18 protein-coding genes and 1 tRNA gene are annotated in these 20,240 nt (G+C 59.2%); 10 read left to right on the top strand and 9 right to left on the bottom strand.

Annotated elements, in window-relative coordinates:
* Window positions 1-34 precede the first annotated feature (34 nt).
* Both putA and WA922_RS02255 read left to right on the top strand, forming a co-directional pair.
* On the top strand, window positions 35-3,736 hold the full coding sequence (gene putA, locus WA922_RS02260) for a bifunctional proline dehydrogenase/L-glutamate gamma-semialdehyde dehydrogenase PutA (RefSeq protein WP_424770055.1): 3,702 nt from the start codon (window positions 35-37) through the stop codon (window positions 3,734-3,736).
* A 55-nt stretch (window positions 3,737-3,791) separates the two neighbouring features.
* Window positions 3,792-6,335, top strand: a complete 2,544-nt coding sequence (locus WA922_RS02255) for a TonB-dependent receptor plug domain-containing protein (protein ID WP_424770054.1) — start codon at window positions 3,792-3,794, stop codon at window positions 6,333-6,335.
* Window positions 6,336-6,737: 402 nt separating this feature from the next.
* Here WA922_RS02255 and WA922_RS02250 read toward each other — a convergent pair.
* Window positions 6,738-6,828, bottom strand: a tRNA-Ser gene (locus tag WA922_RS02250).
* A 267-nt stretch (window positions 6,829-7,095) separates the two neighbouring features.
* On the opposite strand from WA922_RS02250, the gene WA922_RS02245 reads away from it, so the two are divergent.
* Together WA922_RS02245 and WA922_RS02240 are read left to right on the top strand one after the other, a co-directional pair.
* Entirely contained in the window at window positions 7,096-7,938 is an 843-nt protein-coding gene (locus WA922_RS02245; protein ID WP_424770053.1) for a DUF1134 domain-containing protein, read from the top strand.
* Window positions 7,939-8,050: 112 nt separating this feature from the next.
* Window positions 8,051-9,229 carry an aromatic amino acid transaminase gene (locus WA922_RS02240; protein WP_424770052.1) on the top strand — a complete coding sequence of 393 codons (1,179 nt, stop codon included), beginning with the start codon at window positions 8,051-8,053 and terminating at the stop codon, window positions 9,227-9,229.
* Between the two features lie 44 nt (window positions 9,230-9,273).
* On the opposite strand, the gene WA922_RS02235 is transcribed toward WA922_RS02240, so the two are convergent.
* Window positions 9,274-9,765 carry a hypothetical protein gene (locus WA922_RS02235; protein ID WP_424770051.1) on the bottom strand — a complete coding sequence of 164 codons (492 nt, stop codon included), beginning with the start codon at window positions 9,763-9,765 and terminating at the stop codon, window positions 9,274-9,276.
* Window positions 9,766-9,856: 91 nt separating this feature from the next.
* On the opposite strand from WA922_RS02235, the gene WA922_RS02230 reads away from it, so the two are divergent.
* On the top strand, window positions 9,857-11,182 hold the full coding sequence (locus WA922_RS02230) for a TrkH family potassium uptake protein (protein WP_424770050.1): 1,326 nt from the start codon (window positions 9,857-9,859) through the stop codon (window positions 11,180-11,182).
* The gene (locus WA922_RS02225) at window positions 11,172-11,831 is read left to right on the top strand and encodes a potassium channel family protein (protein ID WP_424770049.1); all 660 of its coding nucleotides are present in this window, start codon (window positions 11,172-11,174) and stop codon (window positions 11,829-11,831) included. The genes WA922_RS02230 and WA922_RS02225 overlap by 11 nt, the downstream gene beginning before the upstream one ends.
* Before the next feature lie 8 nt (window positions 11,832-11,839).
* Here the strand turns inward: WA922_RS02225 and yaaA are convergent, their stop codons facing one another.
* Genes yaaA through WA922_RS02190 form a run of 7 tightly spaced genes read right to left on the bottom strand, consistent with a single transcriptional unit; the run spans window position 11,840 to window position 16,655 of the window.
* Complete coding sequence (gene yaaA, locus WA922_RS02220; RefSeq protein WP_424770048.1) at window positions 11,840-12,625, bottom strand: peroxide stress protein YaaA; 786 nt, start codon at window positions 12,623-12,625, stop codon at window positions 11,840-11,842.
* Window positions 12,626-12,680: 55 nt separating this feature from the next.
* Complete coding sequence (locus WA922_RS02215; RefSeq protein WP_424770047.1) at window positions 12,681-13,298, bottom strand: riboflavin synthase; 618 nt, start codon at window positions 13,296-13,298, stop codon at window positions 12,681-12,683.
* A 38-nt stretch (window positions 13,299-13,336) separates the two neighbouring features.
* Entirely contained in the window at window positions 13,337-14,293 is a 957-nt protein-coding gene (gene ribD, locus WA922_RS02210; protein ID WP_424770046.1) for a bifunctional diaminohydroxyphosphoribosylaminopyrimidine deaminase/5-amino-6-(5-phosphoribosylamino)uracil reductase RibD, read from the bottom strand.
* A 10-nt stretch (window positions 14,294-14,303) separates the two neighbouring features.
* Window positions 14,304-14,831 (bottom strand): hypothetical protein, encoded by a 528-nt coding sequence (locus tag WA922_RS02205; RefSeq protein ID WP_424770045.1) that lies wholly within the window; start codon window positions 14,829-14,831, stop codon window positions 14,304-14,306.
* Window positions 14,832-14,863: 32 nt separating this feature from the next.
* On the bottom strand, window positions 14,864-15,598 hold the full coding sequence (locus tag WA922_RS02200) for a M48 family metallopeptidase (RefSeq protein WP_424770044.1): 735 nt from the start codon (window positions 15,596-15,598) through the stop codon (window positions 14,864-14,866).
* On the bottom strand, window positions 15,595-16,038 hold the full coding sequence (locus WA922_RS02195) for a YcgN family cysteine cluster protein (protein WP_424770043.1): 444 nt from the start codon (window positions 16,036-16,038) through the stop codon (window positions 15,595-15,597). Before WA922_RS02195 ends, WA922_RS02200 begins: the two co-directional genes overlap by 4 nt.
* Window positions 16,026-16,655, bottom strand: a complete 630-nt coding sequence (locus WA922_RS02190; RefSeq protein WP_424770042.1) for an SCO family protein — start codon at window positions 16,653-16,655, stop codon at window positions 16,026-16,028. Before WA922_RS02190 ends, WA922_RS02195 begins: the two co-directional genes overlap by 13 nt.
* A gap of 82 nt (window positions 16,656-16,737) precedes the next feature.
* On the opposite strand from WA922_RS02190, the gene WA922_RS02185 reads away from it, so the two are divergent.
* From WA922_RS02185 to feoB, 4 genes are all read left to right on the top strand, one after another.
* The gene (locus WA922_RS02185) at window positions 16,738-17,379 is read left to right on the top strand and encodes an ankyrin repeat domain-containing protein (RefSeq protein WP_424770041.1); all 642 of its coding nucleotides are present in this window, start codon (window positions 16,738-16,740) and stop codon (window positions 17,377-17,379) included.
* Window positions 17,379-18,053, top strand: a complete 675-nt coding sequence (locus WA922_RS02180) for a COQ9 family protein (RefSeq protein WP_424770040.1) — start codon at window positions 17,379-17,381, stop codon at window positions 18,051-18,053. Before WA922_RS02185 ends, WA922_RS02180 begins: the two co-directional genes overlap by 1 nt.
* Window positions 18,054-18,115: 62 nt before the next feature.
* The gene (locus tag WA922_RS02175) at window positions 18,116-18,367 is read left to right on the top strand and encodes a FeoA family protein (protein WP_424770039.1); all 252 of its coding nucleotides are present in this window, start codon (window positions 18,116-18,118) and stop codon (window positions 18,365-18,367) included.
* The gene (feoB, locus tag WA922_RS02170; protein WP_424770038.1) at window positions 18,364-20,214 is read left to right on the top strand and encodes a ferrous iron transporter B; all 1,851 of its coding nucleotides are present in this window, start codon (window positions 18,364-18,366) and stop codon (window positions 20,212-20,214) included. Before WA922_RS02175 ends, feoB begins: the two co-directional genes overlap by 4 nt.
* The last annotated feature ends 26 nt before the right edge of the window (window positions 20,215-20,240 follow it).

The following is a 20,240-nucleotide window of genomic DNA, read 5'->3' as shown; positions in this document are numbered from 1 at the left end:
CCAAAAACTGCAATTCGCAACTATTGTAGTTGATATGAACATTACGACATCCGCTTTGACGCAGGCCAATTTCGGTCAATTGGCGGCAGCCTTTCTGGCTGATGAGAGGGCGTGTCTTCAGGCTTTGTCGCGGTCTCTGCAGCCAGATGCCGGGGTGCGCGACGCTGCCTATAAACAGGCGAAGGCCTGGGTCGAAGCGGTCCGCGCAAACGGCGCAAATGAAAGTCTGCTTGATGCTTTCATGCGCGAGTTCAACCTTTCCAACAATGAAGGTGTTGTGCTGATGCGCCTGTCGGAGGCCTTGATCCGAACCCCTGACCCAAGCACTGCAATGAGACTGGTCCGGGACAAATTGCTGGCCGGCGACTGGGGTGATCACGCGGGCGCGAGCGACAAGATGCTGGTCAATGCGGGCGTCACCGGCCTTAGACTATCGAAAAGCTGGATTGAGGCAACCGGAGGCGAGCAGGCGCGGAGCATTGCTGCGAAGCTGGGCGATAAGGTGATGTTGGCCGCAATGAAGCGCGCTATGGACATTATTGCCCGCGATTTTGTGCTCGGTGCAACGATTGAAAAGGCGGTTGCTACTGGCAAAAGTGCCGGGGATGGTGATCGGTACAGTTTTGACATGCTGGGTGAGGCCGCGCGCACCCAGCATGATGCCGCAAACTTTTTCTCCGCTTACAGCCATGCGATCGCCCATCTCGCATCGCAGTCACAGGCGCACGATAATATCCACGGCGCGCCCAGCGTCTCTGTTAAGCTTTCCGCTCTTCACCCGCGATACGAGCCTGCTCAGGCCGATATTTGCGTAAAGGAGATTACTGAACGGCTTCTAAGCCTCGCAGCCCAGGCGCGCGATGCAAATATTGGTCTGATTATTGACGCTGAAGAAGCGGATCGTCTGGAAATTTCGCTTGATATCTTTCAGCGACTAATAAATGCGCCGGGGTTTGAGGGCTGGGATGGCCTGGGCATTGTCATTCAGGCCTATCAGCGCCGCTGCGCAATGGTAATCGACACTGTGATTGGCATGGCGCGTGAGGCCAATCGCCGGATATGTGTGCGGCTGGTCAAAGGCGCATATTGGGATATGGAGATCAAGCGCGCCCAGGAACTGGGGCTGGAAAGCTATCCCGTTTTTACGCGTAAAGAACATTCAGATTTAAGCTTTGTCGCTGGCGCGCAGCAACTTCTGAATGCGCGGGATATCGTCTATCCGCAGTTCGCAACGCATAATGCGCTTTCTGCAGCGACCATTTTCGAGATGGCCAAGGCAAGCCGCGACGGCGTGGCGGGTTTTGAATTTCAGCGCCTCCACGGTATGGGCGCAGACCTTCACGCAGAAATAACGCGCGCGACCGGTTTGCCAAGCCGGATTTACGCCCCTGTCGGAGCACATAAGGAACTGCTCCCCTATCTCGTGCGGCGCTTGCTTGAAAACGGCGCGAACAGCTCATTCGTAAGTCAGATCAACAATCCGGACATATCGGTTGATGAAATTGTTGCAGACCCCCTTGCGGACAGCATGGCCCGGGATTTCGCGCCGCATCCGCGGATAAAGGCCCCGCGCGATCTGTTTGACGGTTTGCGCCTGTCTGCCAAGGGCGAGGACTTCACGCAGAATTCTATCGCAGCGCGGTTGGATGCCCTTGCGTCAATCCCGCATTTGGACAGCATGGCGGATGCGAATGCGGGTGCGAATGCGAATGCGGCTTGGCCAGCGGGCAGCGGCAGACACGGTGTGCCCATCGGTTGTGCTGCGCGATCTGATCCGCAGCGCGCCGAAGCGGACACTGCAGTCCCGCCTGACAGGCGCACGCTCGGCCAGGCCATGAACCGCGCTGAACCCTCTACGCAGATGGGTGGCAGCGCGTTTTTTGCGCCTGAAAACCTCGACGACGCGCTGAACGGCTTCGACCCGGCATACTGGCGTGGTTTTACACCAGAAGCGCGCAGTGGGGTGCTGGTGAAGATTGCCGATCTGATGGAGCAGGAGGCTGACGAACTGATGCTTCTCTGTGTTCAAGAGGCCGGCAAGACCTGGGATGATGCACAGGCCGAGCTGCGCGAGGCAGTCGATTTTTGCCGCTATTATGCGCTTGAGGCGCTGGCGCCGGAAAACGCGAAGCGCGAACCGCTGGGAACAGTCGCCTGCATCTCACCCTGGAATTTCCCGCTTGCCATTTTTTCCGGTCAAATCGCCGCAGCATTGGTGATGGGAAATGGTGTTCTGGCAAAGCCTGCGCATCAAACGCCGCGCATCGCAGAACGCGCTGTTGACCTGTTCCAAAGGGCCGGTGTGCCCGTCTCAGCACTGGCTCTGCTTCCAGGAGGGCGCGCGCTGGGCGCGGCATTGGTTGTCCGGCCCGAAGTGGATGGCATCTGCTTCACCGGGTCCACCAAGGCTGCTCAGGCGATCGCCCGTGCCCGCGCCGATATGGGCAAAGCGTCCGCCCCACTCATCGCCGAAACCGGCGGCATTAATGCCATGATAGTGGACAGCACGGCTCTGCTTGAACAGGCGGTGATGGATGTGGTCGACAGCGCATTCCAAAGCGCAGGCCAACGCTGTTCCGCCTGCCGGATAGTGTGCGTTCAAGAAGGCATTGCGGATGAGTTCAATACGATGCTTGCAGGTGCGATGGTGCTGCTTCGTGCAGGATATTCTGGCGACCTTTCGACCGACACCGGGCCGCTGATTGACGCAGAGGCGCACGGCCGTATTGGCGAATATGTGGAGCATGCCCGGGCAAAGTTCCGGGTCATTGGCGAGGCGCCAGCTATCACTGAGGGCGGACCGCCCAAACATAATGACGGGCCGAGCCATTCTTCTGGCCAAAGCTATTTCCAGCGCCCGATCGCATTTGCAGTTCCGCATGTGCGCGATGTGCAGCAGGAAGTGTTCGGGCCTGTGCTGCATGTGGTGCGCTTTGCTGCCGATGGGCTCGATGCACTGATTGATGATATCAATGCGCTCGGATTTGGCCTTACTATGGGACTGCACACCCGGATTGATACACGGGTTGAGCATGTCCGCTCGCGTGCCCGGGTTGGCAATCTCTACATCAACCGCAACCAGATTGGCGCCGTGGTCGGGGTTCAGCCATTTGGCGGAGAGGGTCTATCAGGCACCGGCCCCAAGGCGGGTGGCCCGCATTATCTGGGCCGGCTCAGCAAGGGTGGCGGGCGATGCTCAATGCCGGCCATCTCAATGCCTGAGCCAAAGCGGCTGGAGGATGATGCTGCGGGTGTTTTGACCAAGCTTGAGACCGCATATTGCAGCGCCCCGGCGCACCCTTATCACACCGCACAGCTTCCCGGACCAACGGGCGAGGAAAATACCCTCTCCCTCTACCCCCGTGGGGTGATCCTGTGCGTCTGCCACCCGGCCGAGCCGCAGCGGCTTGCATTGATGATCGACCGGCTGCTCGAGACGGGGAACATCCCGGTTGTCGCGGCAGAAGACGCGGATGTTGCAGGTATCGCCGGTGATCAAAGCCGCGCCATAATCGTGGGGGCAGGGCCAGCTGATATTGCCCGTTACGGCGCAATTTCGGGAGTGCTTGCAAGCAGGGAATTGGCGGAATCTGTCTCGGCGATTGTGGCGCAGCGTGATGGCGCCCTGTTGCCCGTGCTTGACCTGGAGGATTCCGCGAGCCGCTTTTTCAACGAGCGCACGCTCACCATCAATACAACAGCCGCAGGAGGGAATGCTTCACTTATGTCGCTGTGAGGGAAAGGCGGCACGCAATTCAGAGCATAGTAAAAGATAACGATAGGGGATAGAAATGAAATTGATCAAAATTCAACTGCTCGCCGGGGCTTGCCTTGCCGGTCTTGGCTTCGCCGCACAACCGGCATTGGCACAAGATGCCGCCAATGTTGATGAGGGCGTCGAGGAAACCAGCGTCATCACGGTTCTCGGCAGCCGCCGCGAAGCCCGCTCGGCAATAGATTCGCCCGTTCCAATTGATGTCGTTCAAGCAAGCGAACTGATGAATCAGGGGTCAAGCGACATTATTGACGCGTTGACGACTGTGGTCCCGTCTTTGAGCGCCAACCGCGAGCCCATTTCCGATGCGGCAACGCTGGTTCGCCCGGTGAACCTTCGTGCGCTGCCCTCTGACCACACGCTTGTGCTGGTCAACGGCAAACGTCGTCATCGCGGCGCCGTTGTCGGTGAGTTTGTCTCAGGGGTCAATCGCGGCGCGCAGGGCGTGGACATCAATCCGCTATTCGGCGCATCACTTGAACAGGTTGACGTGCTGCGCGACGGTGCGGCGGCGCAATATGGCTCTGATGCGATTGCCGGCGTGATCAATTACCAGCTGCTGAGCGATCCCGATGCGCGCAACATCGACGTGCAGATTTCGCAAAGCTATGAAGGCGATGGCCGTATTCTTGAGGCATCGGGCGCATTCGGCGCGTCGATTGGCGATGGCGGGTTTGCCACAGTTGCCCTGCAATTCCGCGATCAGGAAGCGACCAGCCGAGGTGTGCAGGATGGCGAAGGCAGCAATGGCGGTGCAGCGGGATTGGCAGCGGCAGGTTTCCCGGTTGCGGACCCGGTTGTTGTCTGGGGCCAGCCTGAAGTTGAAAATGACTTCAAAGCCGCATTCAATATGGAAATTCCGGTTGGCGATGCTGCGGTATACTCGTTTGCGACTTACGCCATGCGCGATGTCGACGGTAGCTTCTTCTATCGCAATCCCACCAACCGCGCGGGCGTGTTCGCCAATGACGGGAACGTACTTTTCGCGGATTTAACCGGTGAGGGCGGTTGTCCCACCGGTCCCTTGCCAACCACATCCTTTGCCGATGCAACGGCATTTGTGGACGGCGCACCTGCCAATTGTTTTGCCTTCTTCAGCAATTTTCCCGGCGGCTTTACTCCGCGCTTTGGCGGCACGGTGAATGACAGCGCACTGTTTGTCGGCTTCAAAGGCGAAGTGGGCGGAAATTTGACCTATGATGTGAGCGGCGGATATGGCCGGAACAAGGTGGATTATCAGATCCGCAACACAGTCAACGCATCGCTCGGGCCAAACACACCAACCAATTTTAATGCCGGTTTTCAGGCGCAGACCGAGCTCGTGTTCAACGCCGATTTCACCTATGGCGTTGATCTTGGCTTCGCTTCGGATTTAAACATCGCCTTTGGTGCCCAATATCAGGACGAACAATTTGAAATCGGCGAAGGCGACCGCGAAAGCTACATTGCAGGCCCCTTCGCCGCGCAAGGTTTCTCGGTTGGCTCCAACGGTTTCCAAGGCTTCTCTGATCGCGTGGCAGGCAAATTTTCGCGCGACAGTATCGGGTTCTATGTCGATGCAGAAGCGGACATAACCGACAGCCTGCTATTGTCTGGTGCGGTGCGTTTTGAGGATTTTTCCGACTTTGGATCGACCTTCAACGGCAAGGGGTCATTCCTTTTCCGTCTGTCGGACAGCTTTGCCCTGCGCGGGTCAGCAAGTACAGGTTTCCGGGCCCCGACCTTGGGACAGTCAAACCTGCAGCGGGCATCCACCGGCTTTTCCGGCGGGCAGCTGGTTGAGCAATTGGTGATTGCCTCAACCGATCCGATCGCGGTCTTCTTTGGCGGTGGTCAGCTCGATGCCGAAAGCGCAACAAATTTCAGCCTTGGTACGACGGTGGAGCTTGGTCCGGTCACAATCACTGCCGATTACTTCAACATCAAGGTGGAAGATCGCGTCGCGCTCACCTCGCGTGACATTTCTGCCGCCGACCGTGCTGCGCTCGTTGGACAGGGGATTGCGTCAGCTGCAACCGTCAGCAATGTACAGTTTTTCGTCAATGACTTCGACACGCGTACAAGCGGCGTGGATATTGTTGCGAATATGCCCGTCTTCTGGCTGGGCGGCAAAACCAACTTCACTCTAGCGTACAATTATACCGATACCAAAGTGACCAATCGGGGGACCACCATTTCAGCAGGGCGTGAGCGTGAGATCGAAGATGCGCTGCCGGCAAACCGCGCAACCTTCACCGCAGCGCATACCGCCGGGGCGTTTGACGGCCTCATTCGGCTCAACTATTTCGGTGAAGCCTATGAGAGCCTGTTCAATGATGACACGCTACCGGTCGTGACGCCATCATTGCTCGTGGTGGATGCCGAGATCGGGGTCACTGTTGCCGAGCATTTCCGTTTGGCGGTAGGGGCGAAGAACCTCTTCGACGCCTATCCCGACGAATGGCAGATCGGAAACTTCACCGGCCGTACACCAGGCTTCCTGGGTGCCATCTATCCGCTCAACCACCCGGCTGGCTTCAATGGTGGCAGCTATTATTTGCGGATATCGACTGACTTTTGATGTAACGTACACATCTGCAAAAAAAGGCCGGAGCAAGGATGCTTGCTCCGGCCTTTTTTAGGTCGCCTGCCTGCCGCTCTCACAAATCGGGCGCGGATACTGGCCAGCGATCAATTTGCCCAAAGCTTCACAGATGGTGCTCTTGGCCAAGGCACTATGCTGCGCGCGCCCGGTTACTGGCACTGATATGCGCAGAGCAGACAAAGCCGGCTCGGCTTTTAAAGCTCTGCGAACAGCGTTCCGGACATCTTTTTTAAAATACGATATTTCGCAGCGCCAGGCCAATCAGTGTACCCGCTTCGACTATACCATCGTGCCATAAATGGGCGCTACCATCGCCGTCCCAGGTAGCTGGAATGGCTCGAACTACCGGAGTGTCAGGAGCGCACCGGAAAAGTAAGGTGGAGGAGACGGAGGGATTCGAACCCTCGATAGGATTTACTCCTATGGTTCCTTAGCAGGGAACTGGTTTCAGCCACTCACCCACGTCTCCGGATTGCAGCAGCAATGTGAGCGGCGCTATAACGCCGGTGCCTGCATGCGGCAAGTGGGCAATCGGTGCGCCCGGTTATTTGCCGTTGGCTGATGCAGCATGGTATCTGGCACGGGCCAACACGGGCCGGCACGGGCCGGCGTGTCCTGGCGCATAGCGATCTCGTTTCAGCGCAAAAGGGAATCGCTTCGCCGCCCATTCATTGCCGCTTCAGCCGTAAAGGATTCTGGTAACGGCTTCTACCCATCGGTACCGTTTGGAGAGACCATGAGCATCCTATCCGCCGCCCGCCAGCACGTCCGCAACGCCTGTATCGCCGCGTTCGCAACGGCCGCCATCATGGCCGCGCCGCTCAACGCGCAGACAATCGAAACGGTCGATCCCACTGCAGTCATCGATGGTGATCTGAGCGAATCTCCGGGACAGGGGCCGGTCTATGCCGATGAGCAGCCCGTCCCGCAGACCCCCGATGCCGCCCAGCCGGATTTTGACGAGGCGATGACCGGCCAGGCCGGTACTGCGTCTGACGCTGCATCCGAAGCCGGGGCGGATGTTGCCCCAACATGGTCGAACCCGGCAACCGGCGCGGAAGATTACGCGGTGAATACCAATACCGGGGTGCAATCCGATACCTATCAGGAAGACGATCTGATCGGCGCGGCTGAGGGCGTATTTGGCAAGGGCGCCGAAGGTTTGGCCGGCCTGATCCAGGATCTGCTGAAAGAGCAAGGCGAACCCAATGGCTATATCGTCGGGCGCGAGGCGGGCGGTGCCTTCATTGTCGGTGCGCGTTATGGTTCGGGCACTTTGTTCCACAAGGTCGAGGGTGAACAGAAAGTCTATTGGACCGGCCCGTCGGTGGGGTTCGATGCAGGGGCCAATGCGGGCAACACATTTGTTCTGGTGTATAATCTGTATGATACACAAGACCTGTTCAAACGCTTCCCGGCGGGGGAGGGGCAGGCCTATCTGGTTGGCGGAATGCACGCGTCCTATTTGCGCCGCGGCGATATCGTGATGATCCCGATCCGCGTTGGCGCGGGTCTGCGGCTGGGGGTGAATGCCGGATATATGCGCTTTTCCAAAAAACAGCGGTGGCTGCCATTTTAATGCACAATACCGCGCTTGCGCCATATCGCGTGAGCCGGTCCGGCAAACAGTTTCGCATGCGGGCTGAATAAACCTGTTGCAGCGGCTGGCGGGGCTGGGCATGGGGCGTGCCATGTTAGATACTCTTCCCCCCCAATCGCCCGATGCGCTGCTGGCGCTCATCAAGCTCTATGCCGCCGACGAACGCAGCGACAAGATCGATCTTGGCGTGGGCGTATACCGGACCAATGAAGGCGAAACGCCGGTTTTTGCTGCCATCAAGCAGGCGGAGGCGAAGTTGGTGGCCGAACAAAACAGCAAAAGCTATCTCGGCCCAGAAGGCGATCTGGGATTTGTCCATGCGTTGATGCCATATATATTCGGCAAAGATGCGACCAAGGGCGGCCGGATCGAAGGCATGCAGACCCCCGGCGGCACCGGCGCGGTGCGGCTGGCGGTGGCGGTGGCGCAAAAAGCGGGCGTTACAGCCGTCCATATGGGCGTGCCCAGCTGGCCAAATCACGCGCAAATCCTGAATGATATCGGGCTGGAAACTCGTACATTTGGCCATTCGCATGATGATGGCACGGCCCATCTCGACAATGTTCTGGGCGCGATCCGTACCGCTCAGGCGGGCGAGGCGGTGCTGCTGCATGGCTGCTGCCACAATCCCACCGGTATTGATTACACCAATGATCAATGGGACCAGATCTCTGCCGCTTTTGCGGACAGCCCGGCTTTGCCGATTCTCGACAGCGCCTATCAGGGGCTGGGTCAAGGTATGGAAGAGGATGCGTACGGTGTCCGCACCGTCCTCTCCGCTGTGCCGGAGGCGCTGGTCGCCTATAGCTGTGACAAGAATTTCGGCATGTACCGTGACCGGGTCGGCGCGCTTTATGTCATGGCGCAAAATGCCGATGCATTGCCGCCGATCCTGTCCAATCTCAATGCGCTGGCCCGCGCCAGCTGGTCGATGCCGCCAGATCACGGGGCGGCGGCTGTGCGGCTGATCCTGCGCGATGATGACATGACGCAGATATGGCTGGAGGAACTGGCCGCAATGCGCACGCGCATGCGCGACGTGCGCGGCCAGCTGGCGGCTGCCGGTGATGTCGGCACGCTCGATCTGCGCCCGCTGGGCCAGCAGCACGGATTGTTCTCGGTCCTGCCGCTCAGCAAGGATCAGATTCAGGCACTGCGTGATGATCACGCGATTTACATGGCTGGATCGGGCCGGATCAATATTGCCGGATTGCATGTGGGCAATATCGAAAAATTTATCGGCGCGCTTGAAGTTGTGACGGCGCAATAAGGACAGACGTTTCGCGTGTAGGGAAGGGACGCTCCGGCGGTTTTTCACGGGCGTGACTTTCGGCTGGGGGTTGCCGCGTTCGCGCCGCGCCGCGAAGCCATCCCCAGCGCCTGTGAAAGCTGCAAAAGCGCGAAATTGTCGGCTTTTCGCCGCACTCCGGCATAACGGCCGCGGTGCAGGATGATCTGCCACCGCCCGCTGGCAATGCGCCATTCCAGCTCCGCAACTGTGACCTTTGCGGACGCGGTGTGACTTTTGAAAATGCTCTCAATCGCATGGCCAGCCGCCGCATCCCAAGCGGCACAAAAGCTTTCCGCCCATTCGCGCCGCCGCAGCCGGTATGCTGTCTCGCGCGCCATCCCGACGTGCTGCGCCGCCAAACTAACCGAGCGCGTCTCCGCCAAATGCCCGATAAACTCCGCTTGCCTCAACGGCGTCCACCCATCTGCCCGCGCTTTGCCCGGAACGGCATAAAAGGACGGAATACGGCGCTGGGGTGATGGCGTAGGGGCGAGGCGCGAAGGATACTGCTTCATCGCGCAGGATTAGGCAGATTTTTCGGGTGTAGGAAAGCGATGTTAACAGAGAGCTTTACTGGTGATCTGCATCGGCTCAGGGATGCAGGTAATGGGCCTACGTGATCCGATTCGGTTGATCCCGATACTCTTTCTGGGTGCGATAGCATTTGGAACTTTGCTGCTTAGTCTGCCTGCCGCGACATCTGACGGCACGCCGACGCCGATATTGACCGCGCTTTTCACCGCGACCTCTGCTGTTGCAGTGACCGGCTTGATCGTGGTCGATACAGCCACCTATTGGTCCATCTTCGGCCAAGTGACGATCCTGCTGCTGTTCCAGATCGGTGGTCTGGGTATTATGACTGCTGCCACTCTGTTCGGACTGATGCTGGGCCGGGGTGTCGGGTTGCGCGACCGGATGGCAACGCAGGTAGAGCGCAACCGTCTGGAAACGGGCGATGTAGCTGCCGTTTTGAAACTGATACTGATTATTACCCTTACCGTTGAAGCCATTGTGGCCGCTATTTTGGCCGCGCGGCTGATGGTAACGCACGGCGCAGCCCCGTCAGACGCGATCTGGCACGGCATTTTCCATTCCGTCAGCGCCTTCAACAATGCCGGTTTCTCAAGCTATTCGGATAGCGTGATGGGTTATCAAGAGGATCCGGTCATTCTGGGGCCGATCATGTTGGCCGTCTTTATCACTGCGCTGGGCTTTCCGGTGATGCAGGATATCCGCGCAAACCGTTTCGGCTGGCGCCGCTGGTCACTGCATACCAAGATCACTGTATCGGGCACATTGGCGTTGTTGCTGTTCGGTTTTGTCTCAATCCTCTGGATGGAATGGGACAATCAGGCAACGCTTGGACCGATGCCGCTCGGCAGCAAGATACTGAATGCTGCGTTCCATTCGGTGATGCCGCGTACTGCCGGTTTCAACAGCCTGGATGTCGGCGCATTCGAAGATGAAACGATTATGGTGAACTACCTCCTGATGTTCATCGGCGGGGGGAGCGCCGGCACAGCGGGCGGCATCAAGATCACGACATTCGTGGTGCTGTTTGCCATTGTTCTGTCCGAAGTGCTGGGCCGCCGCGATGTCGGCCTGTTCCAGCGGCGGTTTGGCCATGCGGTCGAGCGGCAGGCTTTGTCGGTAACAGTACTCGCAGCGGCTCTGATATTCGCCGCGACCACCTATATTGCGTCGATCACCACATTGCCGCTCGACGATATATTGTTCGAGTGTATTTCCGCCTTTTCTACCGTTGGCCTGTCCACTGGCATCACTGCCGATTTGCCGCCCGCCGGGCAGTTGGCCATTATCGCGCTGATGTTTATCGGGCGTGTTGGAACAATCACTGTTGCCACCGCTCTGGCGCTGGGCAAACGAGAAATCCCTTACCGCAATCCGCAGGAGAATCCCATTGTCGGCTGAAAAACGCAAACCAGTATTGGTCATCGGCCTGGGCCGATTTGGCGGCGCGGTCGCGGAAACGCTGGAGCGCATGGGGCATGAAGTGCTGGGCGGGGATACCGATCCACAGATCGTACAGGAATACGCGCCCACGTTGACCAAAGTGGTCGAGGCCGATTGTACCGATGTGGATACGCTCAAACAATTGGGCGTGCGGGATTTCGACGCTGCTGTGGTGGCGATCGGCAGTGATATCGAAGCCAGTGTTCTGACTGTGCTGGCTCTATCCGATTTGGGGATCACGAATATCTGGGCCAAGGCAACCAATGATCGGCATGCCCGCATATTGGAGCGTACCGGCGCGCATCATGTCGTGTTCCCCGAACAGCGTATGGGTGAGCGCGTGGCGCATCTGCTCAACGAACGGCTGCTGGATTTCATTTCTTTCAGCGACGAGTTTGCCATTGCCCGACTGGCCGCGCCAAAGCCGATTGTCGGCCTACCGCTTGTGACTAGCGAATGCCGCAAGAAGTACGAGGTAACCGTCGTCGGGGTGAAACGGGAAGGAGAGGATTTCATCCATGCCGTGCCCGACACGCTGATCTTTCCCGATGATGAGCTGGTCGTATCGGGCCGGATTACCGATATTGAACGTTTCTCGGCAATCTGAGTTGGGCCCTACTTCTTTGTCGGCGGCTGCTTTCTCGAAAACACCATTTCACTCTCGCTCGACGCTTTCGCATCGTAGGCGTAACCCTCGGCGTTGAAGTCCTTCACGCCCTCGGCGCGGTCCACGCGGTTATCCATGATCCAGCGGGCCATCAGACCGCGCGCAAACTTCACGTGATACATCAGCTGGCGCGCTTCACCGTCTTTCACATTTAGGAAGGACGCGGTGATGACGGGGGCGGAGAGCGCCTGCGCATCGACCGCTTTGAAATACTCGTTTGAAGCAAGGTTGATGATCGTGCGGTCATCATGGCCCGCCAGATCGTTCTCCAGCGTTTCCGCAATCCGGCTGCCCCAGAAATCATACAGCGATTTGCCGCGCGGGTTTTTCATCTTGGTGCCCATTTCCAGCCGGTAGGGCTGGATCGCATCCATCGGGCGCAGCAGACCGTAAAGGCCCGACAATATCCTCAAATGGTCCTGCGCATAGGCCAACGTTTCATCGCCCATGCTGCTGGCTTCGAGGCCCCAATAGACATCGCCATCAAATGTCAGCCCGGCGGGTTTCGCGCTATTGCTGCGCCCGTCCAGATCAAATGCCTTGAACCGCTCAGCATTGAGCTCGGCCAATTTGTCCGAAATATGCATCAGCTTTTTCAGATCGGCGGCGGATTGTTGTCTTGCCACCATCGCAATTTCGCGCGTGTCGCTGCCGAGGCGCGGCTGGGTAATTTCCCGCTGCGTTTCCAGCGGATCATAGTTCAGCTTCTTGGCGGGGGAGAGCAGAGTAATCATGGCAGGGCCCAAGTCTTTCAGAGGTCGGTTTGTGTGTCGGTTTTGGTGTAACGCTTCAGCCGCGCAAACTTTCCATCCGTTGCAAATAGCGCGCCAGAACGTCGATCTCCAGATTGACATGGCTGCCCTGTTTCAGCGAGCCCAGCGTCGTCACTTCCCATGTGTGCGGGATGATATTGAGCGCAAAGCTGCATGATCCATCGGGATTGTCGGTCACCGCATTGACCGTCAGAGAGACGCCATCGACAGTAATAGACCCCTTGGGCGCGATATAGGCGGCAAGCGCCTGCGGGGCGCGGATCACGACCGTGTGCGATCCGCCGATTTCGGCCGTGCTTTCCACTTCGCCCACCGCATCGACATGACCGGTGACGATATGGCCGCCTAGTTCATCGCCCAGTTTCAGCGCGCTTTCCAGATTGAGCGCGGCGCCCGCATCCCACATGCCGGGCGCGGTTTTGGACAGGCTCTCCTCCGAAATATCGACGGCGAACCAGGCATCACCCGGGGCTCCGCCGCGTTCAACCACCGTCATACACGCGCCCGAACAGGCGATGGATGCGCCGATGGCAATCGTCTCGGGATCAAACGGGCATGCCACGCGGACGCGCAGATCGCCGCGCGCCTCGCTGCTGTCAATGGTGCCAATAGCGGTGACGATGCCTGTAAACATGAAGAGTTCCTGTTGGGTTTTCTTACGTGCCGGGTATTCTAAGCGGTGGGTGACCGGCGGCGGACATAGGCTTCGAATGTATCGCTGCCAAGCTGGCTGCGCTGGACAAGGTGCCATCGGCCATGCGCATCGGCCAGCGCCGTCAGGCCGATATCGCCCAATGCGGGCAAGCCCGTGCCCAGCAGGATCGGCGCACGGTACAGCTCGATCCGGTCCACCAGATCAGCGCGCAGAAATGATGCAGCGGTCTGCGCGCCGCCTTCAACGTAAAGATAGTGTACATCATCCAATTCGGCGATCTGGCCGGGGATATTGATGATCCGTATCCCGTCAATCGGAACACCGCGCGTCAGAACCACACGCCGGGGGCTGCGGTCTTCAATGCCGGGGAGCCGCACGTCAAGGCGCGGCTTATCCGCTCGCCAGGTGCCGCCGCCAACCAGAATTGCATCCGCCATCGCGCGGCGTGAATGGACATGCGCGCGGGCCGTTTCGCCGGTGATCCACTGGCTTTCACCCGATGGCAGCGCGATGAGCCCGTCCAATGACATGGCGAGTTTCAGCGTGACGTGCGGGCGGCCCTGCACGCGGCGCATCATATACCCGGCAAGACTTTGCTCGGCAGCGGCGCTGTCGATCTGCGTCACGGATATTCCGGCTCGCTGCAAAATCGCCGCGCCTTCACCGCAGGTCCGTATATCGGGGTCAAGACAGGCAAACACCACACGTGCAATGCCCGCCTCGGCAATCAGGGCGCTACAGGTTGGTCCGCGCTGCGACGGGTGGGCGCACGGCTCCAGCGTTGTGTACAGGGTTGCACCGCGTGCAAGGTCGCCGGCCTGCGATAGCGCCATCGCCTCACCATGCGGCCGGCCGCCAGCCTGCGTCCAGCCGCGCCCGGCGAGCGTTCCATCCGCCACAATAATCGCGCCAACGCCGGGGTTGGGGCGGCTCAGCGGGCGTCCACGCATACCCAACCGGGCTGCGGCGGCCATCCATTGCCCGTCACTCGGCAGGTTCAGCGGCCTGTGCAGCGTTTACCGCCGGTGTGGCGGGGCCAGCTGCTGCTTCCGCCTGACGTTGTACATCTTCGGGGATATCCTTCACCTGGCCGAGCATGACATCGCGGATACGCTGCGCCTCTTCGGCTTCGGCTTGCCGTTCGAGCGCGCCCTGCCGTTCGATCTCCTCGACATCCATGCCGCTCACTTCGCCCAGAGTGCGGTAAAGTTCGCGCTTGCGCTCCTCGCGCTCGGCAAGAATCTGCTCAAGCTGGTCTTTGCGCCGTTGATTGGCGATATTACCGGCCAGAATTTCTGCATCGCTCCGGTCAGACGCAAAGCTGCTGATATAGGTCACTTCGGGCGGGATCGGCGGACCCTTTACGCCCTCCTGCGTGAACATGAAAATCAGCGTAAATGTCATCAGCCCCGACACGGCAAGAATGCGCCAGCGATAGGGGTTGGGGCGGCTGAATTCGCGGACAAAATCCGACACGCCTTCTTTGGGATTGAGTCTGCTGAAAAAGCCCATGCGGCCAAGATAGGGCGGTAGGCGCGCTTTCGCTACCCGAAATATCCGTAGAGCGACCGGCCATGCTGCTTCAGCCAGCGGTTTGCGGGCGCGACCGGTTCGTCGAGCAGATGATCCAGCAATGCATGGAATGCGGGGCTGTGGTCGAAATGGACCAGATGTGCGGCCTCATGCGCGACGACCGACCGGCGGACAAAATCGGGCGCCATGATCAATCGCCAATTGATCCGTACCGTGCCCGCGGAAGAACAGCTGCCCCAGCGCCGCTGCGCGCGCGACAGTCTGATGGGCGGTGCATCCACCCCGGCAGCGGCGCAATAGTAAGCCAGATCGCTTTCCATCAGCGGCACAGCATCCGCGCGGAGCCATTTTTCCAGCCTCTGCGGGATGCTTTCCTGCGCCCCGCCGATGATCAGTTGCCCGTCATCCAGCATGGGCATCCGGCGGGCGGTGGCATCCCACACTATATCCAGCATGGTCCCGCGATAGGGCAGCGTCGCCCCGTCTCCAACTGGATGGGCACTGGCCACATCGCCCAATTGCCGTTCCAGCCATGCCATTCTGGATTGCGCAAACCGCACCGCTTCGCGCGACTGCCCCCAACGCGGCATGGTCACGCGGATTTCGCTGCCATCGGGCGCGAGCCGCATGACCAGTTTCTTCGCCGTCGGATGGCGTTTTATCGCCAGCGGCAAACTGCGCCCGGCAACGTCGATCACCGGGTCGGCAACATCAGGCCTGAGAGCGGGGATCAGCCAGCGTGTCATGCATCGTCCCAATCGGTCAAATGATGGTCCAATGGCCCGGCACTGACTTCGCTGATCACGCGGCCAGCAACCGATATGCCTGCCTGTTTCACACTATCGCGATCCCCCGACAGCAGATAATGCCAGTCATGCAGCGGTTTGTTCTCGCTGCGCAGCCTATAGGCGCAGCTGGGCGGCAGCCACGCCACGCTTTGCACAATGCGCAAGGTCAGCCGCATACAATCGGGAACATAGGCTTTCCGATTGCGGTAATCGCTGCATTGCGCCGTCTGTATATCGAGCAGTTTGCACGCGACATTGGTGCCCTGGATGTCGCCTGTATCTTCATCTTCCAGCTTGTGCAGGCAGCATTTGCCGCAGCCATCGCACAGGGCCTCCCATTCTGCGCGGTCAAGCTGGGCCAGCGGCAATTCCCAGAATTTGTCCCTCACCGCACCCACTTTGCCAGTTCGGCCGCCACCGCCTCTGGCCCCTGATCGGCAGGCAATGTCGCCAGCGGATCGCCGCTTGGCCCGAACAGATAGAGGATATTGGTATGATCCATCAGATAGCCGCCGCCGGGCTGGTCTTCGCCGCGCGCATAAAAAACCTTAAATGTATCGGCGGCTTGCCTGATCTGGTCCGGGGTGCCGGTCAGACCGATGATATTGTCCGAAAATGCGCTGGTGAATTCAGCCAGAACTTCGGGCGTATCGCGCTCTGGATCGACCGTGATAAACATCGGCTGGATGGTCTTGGCCAGCTCCGGCTGGGCCTTTTCATATTCGGCCAATCCGCGTGCGAGCCGGTTCATGTCAGTCGGGCAGATATCGGGGCAATAGGCGAAGCCGAAATAGACGATCCGGTACTTCCCTGCAAAATCCGACCATCTGACAGTCTCGCCAGTGCTGCTGGTAAGTTCAAACGCCCCGCCAATATCAGCGCCCGCCAATGGCGCCTGATCCAGCGGCGGCTGGACAGTTGCCGTACCGGAATTACAGGCGGACAGAGCGGATAACATTGCCAATGCGGCGGCGTATATAAGAGTATGTTTGATCATCATAGCGTTTGGGTTCATGCTCTGCTAATTGCCCTGATGCAAGGTTTGAACAGGGGGCAGGATACGGCCCTTTCACATAGGTAGATATTGGAGAATGAAAATGGCCAACGCCGTTTTCCGGTTGAACAGCATGGTCCGTGCCAGCATTCTGGCATCGGGGCTGGCAGCGGCAGCGGCAATCACGCCCGCCACCGCCCAGACATTTTCGGACGGTTATGAATTTTTGAAAGCGATCCGTGACCGCGATGGTGATGCGGTGACCAAAGTGCTCGATCAACCGGGCAGCGTGCTGGTCAACACCCGGGACATCAGCAGCGGTGAGACCGCGCTCCATATTGTGACCGAGCGACGCGATTTGGCGTGGGTGCGTTTTCTCGCGCAGAAGGGGGCCAATCCCAATATCCGCAACAAGGATGGCAATACACCGTTGCAACTGGCCGCATCGCTGGGTTTTCAGGAAGCGATAGAAGTGCTGATGAAGGCCGGGGCAAATATCGATGACAGCAATGTGGCTGGCGAAACGCCGCTGATTACCGCTGTACATCGCCGTGATGTACCGATGATCCGCATTTTGTTGGCCAATCAGGCCGATCCTGACCGAAACGACAATTCCGGCCGCTCGGCGCGCGATTATGCCGAGCTGATGACCGGCAACACTCTGATGATGAGCGAATTTGCCAAAGCTGACGCCGCCCGTGAGAACGACGGCGCTGCTGGTGTAACCTATGGACCGAGTTTCTAATGCCCCAATCTGCCGAGCTGGACCCTGCCGATATGACATTGGATGAACTGCGTATCGCGCTGGCCCCTGCGCTGGCGGATTCCGCGATTTTTGATGGCTGGAGTGACGAGGCGGTTGTGCAGGCAGCGGAAATGTTCGGCGCTGATCCCGATGTCGCGCGTCTCGCCTATCCTGGGGGTGCGATGGATATGATCGGGGCGTGGATCGAATCGGTCGACGCACGGATGATGGCCGAATTGCTTGGCGAAAAGCTGGCCGACATGAAAATTCGCGAACGGATACGCGCTCTGGTCCAATTCCGGCTCGATGCGATTGACGGGCAGGAAGAGGCGCTGAAACGCGCCACTGCGATCATGGCGATGCCGCAAAACGTGCCTGCCGCGCTTAAACGCGGTTGGGCGTCTGCGGATCTGATGTGGCGGCTGGCCGGGGATACTGCGACTGACTATAATCATTATACCAAGCGGACTATTCTGGCCGGACTATACACCGCGACTTTGGCCGTATTTGCCGATGACATCAGCGAAGGCAAGGAACAGACCAGAGCATTCCTCGAACGGCGCATTGACGGTGTAATGCAGTTTGAGAAAGTGAAAGCGAAATGGCTTAACTCTGACCGTGAGAGTTTCAGCCTGACACGCTTTCTGGGCCGTTTGCGATATGCCGCACGATAGGCGGACAGCGCCTTATTGATAACCAGTTGCAATAATACGGCGGCTCTGGCAATCGGCCGGGTATGAAACCTGCTATGACATTGGACTCGCTCGCCTGCGGTAGCCGCGCGATCATACGCACCATTGACTGGGCCGTGCTTGCGCCAGAAGAAGGCACGCGATTGCGCGCTTTGGGCATTGACCTGGGGGCGCAGATCGGCGTGGCGCATAAGGGTGTTTTTGGCGGCAGTGATCCGATTGCCGTCACCATCGGACGCATGACGATTGCCATTCGCAGGGCGCATGCCGCCGCCATGCATATCGAACCCGTGTGACCGCCGCGGCCGCTCCCATCCGGATTGCCTTTGTGGGCAATCCCAACGCTGGCAAAAGCGCGCTGTTCAATGCGCTGACCGGGGCGCGGCAGAAAATCGCCAATTATGCCGGGGTGACGGTGGAACGCAAAGCGGGCAGGTTGATCCTGCCATCGGGCGAAGCGGCAGAATTGATCGATCTACCCGGCAGTTACGGGTTTGACACGGTCAGCCCCGACGAAGAAGTCACCCGCCAGGTCGTGATGGGCGAATTTGCCGGCGAAGCGCGCCCCGATGTGCTGGTGATCGTGCTCGATGCGGCCAATCTGCAGCAGCATCTGGTGTTCGCGCAGGAGGTGATCGGGCTGGGTCTTCCCGCTATCGCTGCGCTCAATATGGTCGACCTGGCACAGAGGGACGGACTGACGCTCGATCCCAATGCGCTGGCGGCGGCGCTGGGTATTGCGGTGGTTCCGACAGTTGCGGTCAGGCGCAGAGGTCTGGCTGAACTGGCCCGGGCGATAGATGCAGCGCGGCAGTCGCCGAGCACGCAACCGCGCCCGCCGATAACGCTTCCCGAACGGCGGCTGGCGGCGGGCAATATCGCCAAAGCGGCCATTTTGTCAGAAACCCGCGAGCGGCGGCTGCATGCGGGCATTGATAATGTCCTGCTGCATCCCTGGCTGGGCCCGCTCATTCTGCTTGGCTTGCTATTCGTGGTTTTTCAGGCGGTATTTGCATGGGCGGCGCCGTTTATGGACGCGATCGAAGCGGCGGGGGATGCGGTCAATGGGTGGCTGCTATCGGCCATGCCGGGCGGGTTTGTGCGCGATCTGATTACCGAGGGATTGCTTGCCGGGGTTGGTTCTGTGCTGGTGTTTCTGCCGCAAATCGTGATCCTGTTTGCGTTTATCCTGATTATGGAATCAAGCGGATATATGGCGCGCGCGGCCTTCATCATGGACCGGATGATGGCCAGCGTTGGCCTGTCGGGCCGCAGCTTCATCCCGCTGCTATCCAGCTTTGCGTGCGCTATTCCCGGCATCATGGCGACGCGCAGCATTGCCGACCCCAAGGACCGCCTGACGACTATCCTGATTGCGCCGCTGATGACATGCTCGGCGCGGTTGCCGGTCTATGCGGTAATTATCGCTGCGGTGATACCGGCCCGCAATGTCGCCCCCTTTGTGGGGCTGCAAGGACTGGTGCTGTTTCTGCTATATCTCGCGGGCATAGCCGGGGCGATGGCGGCGGCGCTGATCTTGCGCAAAACGGTTACCGCCGGTGCGGTGAGCGGTCTCATCATGGAATTGCCGCGCTATCAGTGGCCGCAACTGAACGATCTGCTGATCGGTTTGTGGCAGCGGGCATGGGTATTTCTGCGCCGCGCGGGCACCATCATTTTCGCCGCGACGGTGATTTTGTGGCTGTTGCTGACATTTCCAAAAGCGGGCGAGGGTGAGAACCAGCTCGATATGTCTTACGCGGGGCAGATTTCCGCTGCGATCCAGCCGGCGTTTGATCCGATTGGCTTTCATCAGGAAATGACCTTGGCGCTGGTACCCGCGATGGCGGCGCGCGAGGTGGCGGTGGCCTCTCTCGCGACGACCTATGCGGTGAATTCTGAAGACGAGGTTGCAGCCGAGGCGGCATTGCGCGATCAGATCAGCGCCCGCTGGAGCCTGCCCACCGCGCTGGCTTTTTTGGCGTGGTTCGTGTTTGCCCCGCAATGTATCTCCACCATTGCTGTGGCGCGGCGGGAAACAAACGGGTGGAAATGGCCCCTGGTGATGGTGGCGTACCTGTTCGCTTTGGCCTACATATTTGCGGGAATCACCTATTGGAGTGCGCTGGCCTCAGGGCTGTAGAAGCGCCGCAGATGTAAATTAAGGAA

Origin of the sequence: Pontixanthobacter sp., assembly GCF_049682855.1 — a bacterium.
GTDB lineage: Bacteria > Pseudomonadota > Alphaproteobacteria > Sphingomonadales > Sphingomonadaceae > Pontixanthobacter.
This window is presented reverse-complemented; position numbering and strand designations above follow the sequence as displayed.

Coding starts and splice junctions, on each gene's coding strand:
- putA (WP_424770055.1), top strand. CDS start 35: ATGAACATTACGACATCCGCTTTGACGCAGGCCAATTTCGGTCAATTG.
- WA922_RS02255 (WP_424770054.1), top strand. CDS start 3,792: ATGAAATTGATCAAAATTCAACTGCTCGCCGGGGCTTGCCTTGCCGGT.
- WA922_RS02245 (WP_424770053.1), top strand. CDS start 7,096: ATGAGCATCCTATCCGCCGCCCGCCAGCACGTCCGCAACGCCTGTATC.
- WA922_RS02240 (WP_424770052.1), top strand. CDS start 8,051: ATGTTAGATACTCTTCCCCCCCAATCGCCCGATGCGCTGCTGGCGCTC.
- WA922_RS02235 (WP_424770051.1), bottom strand. CDS start 9,765: ATGAAGCAGTATCCTTCGCGCCTCGCCCCTACGCCATCACCCCAGCGC.
- WA922_RS02230 (WP_424770050.1), top strand. CDS start 9,857: ATGGGCCTACGTGATCCGATTCGGTTGATCCCGATACTCTTTCTGGGT.
- yaaA (WP_424770048.1), bottom strand. CDS start 12,625: ATGATTACTCTGCTCTCCCCCGCCAAGAAGCTGAACTATGATCCGCTG.
- WA922_RS02215 (WP_424770047.1), bottom strand. CDS start 13,298: ATGTTTACAGGCATCGTCACCGCTATTGGCACCATTGACAGCAGCGAG.
- ribD (WP_424770046.1), bottom strand. CDS start 14,293: ATGGCCGCCGCAGCCCGGTTGGGTATGCGTGGACGCCCGCTGAGCCGC.
- WA922_RS02205 (WP_424770045.1), bottom strand. CDS start 14,831: ATGGGCTTTTTCAGCAGACTCAATCCCAAAGAAGGCGTGTCGGATTTT.
- WA922_RS02200 (WP_424770044.1), bottom strand. CDS start 15,598: ATGACACGCTGGCTGATCCCCGCTCTCAGGCCTGATGTTGCCGACCCG.
- WA922_RS02190 (WP_424770042.1), bottom strand. CDS start 16,655: ATGAACCCAAACGCTATGATGATCAAACATACTCTTATATACGCCGCC.
- WA922_RS02185 (WP_424770041.1), top strand. CDS start 16,738: ATGGCCAACGCCGTTTTCCGGTTGAACAGCATGGTCCGTGCCAGCATT.
- WA922_RS02180 (WP_424770040.1), top strand. CDS start 17,379: ATGCCCCAATCTGCCGAGCTGGACCCTGCCGATATGACATTGGATGAA.
- WA922_RS02175 (WP_424770039.1), top strand. CDS start 18,116: ATGAAACCTGCTATGACATTGGACTCGCTCGCCTGCGGTAGCCGCGCG.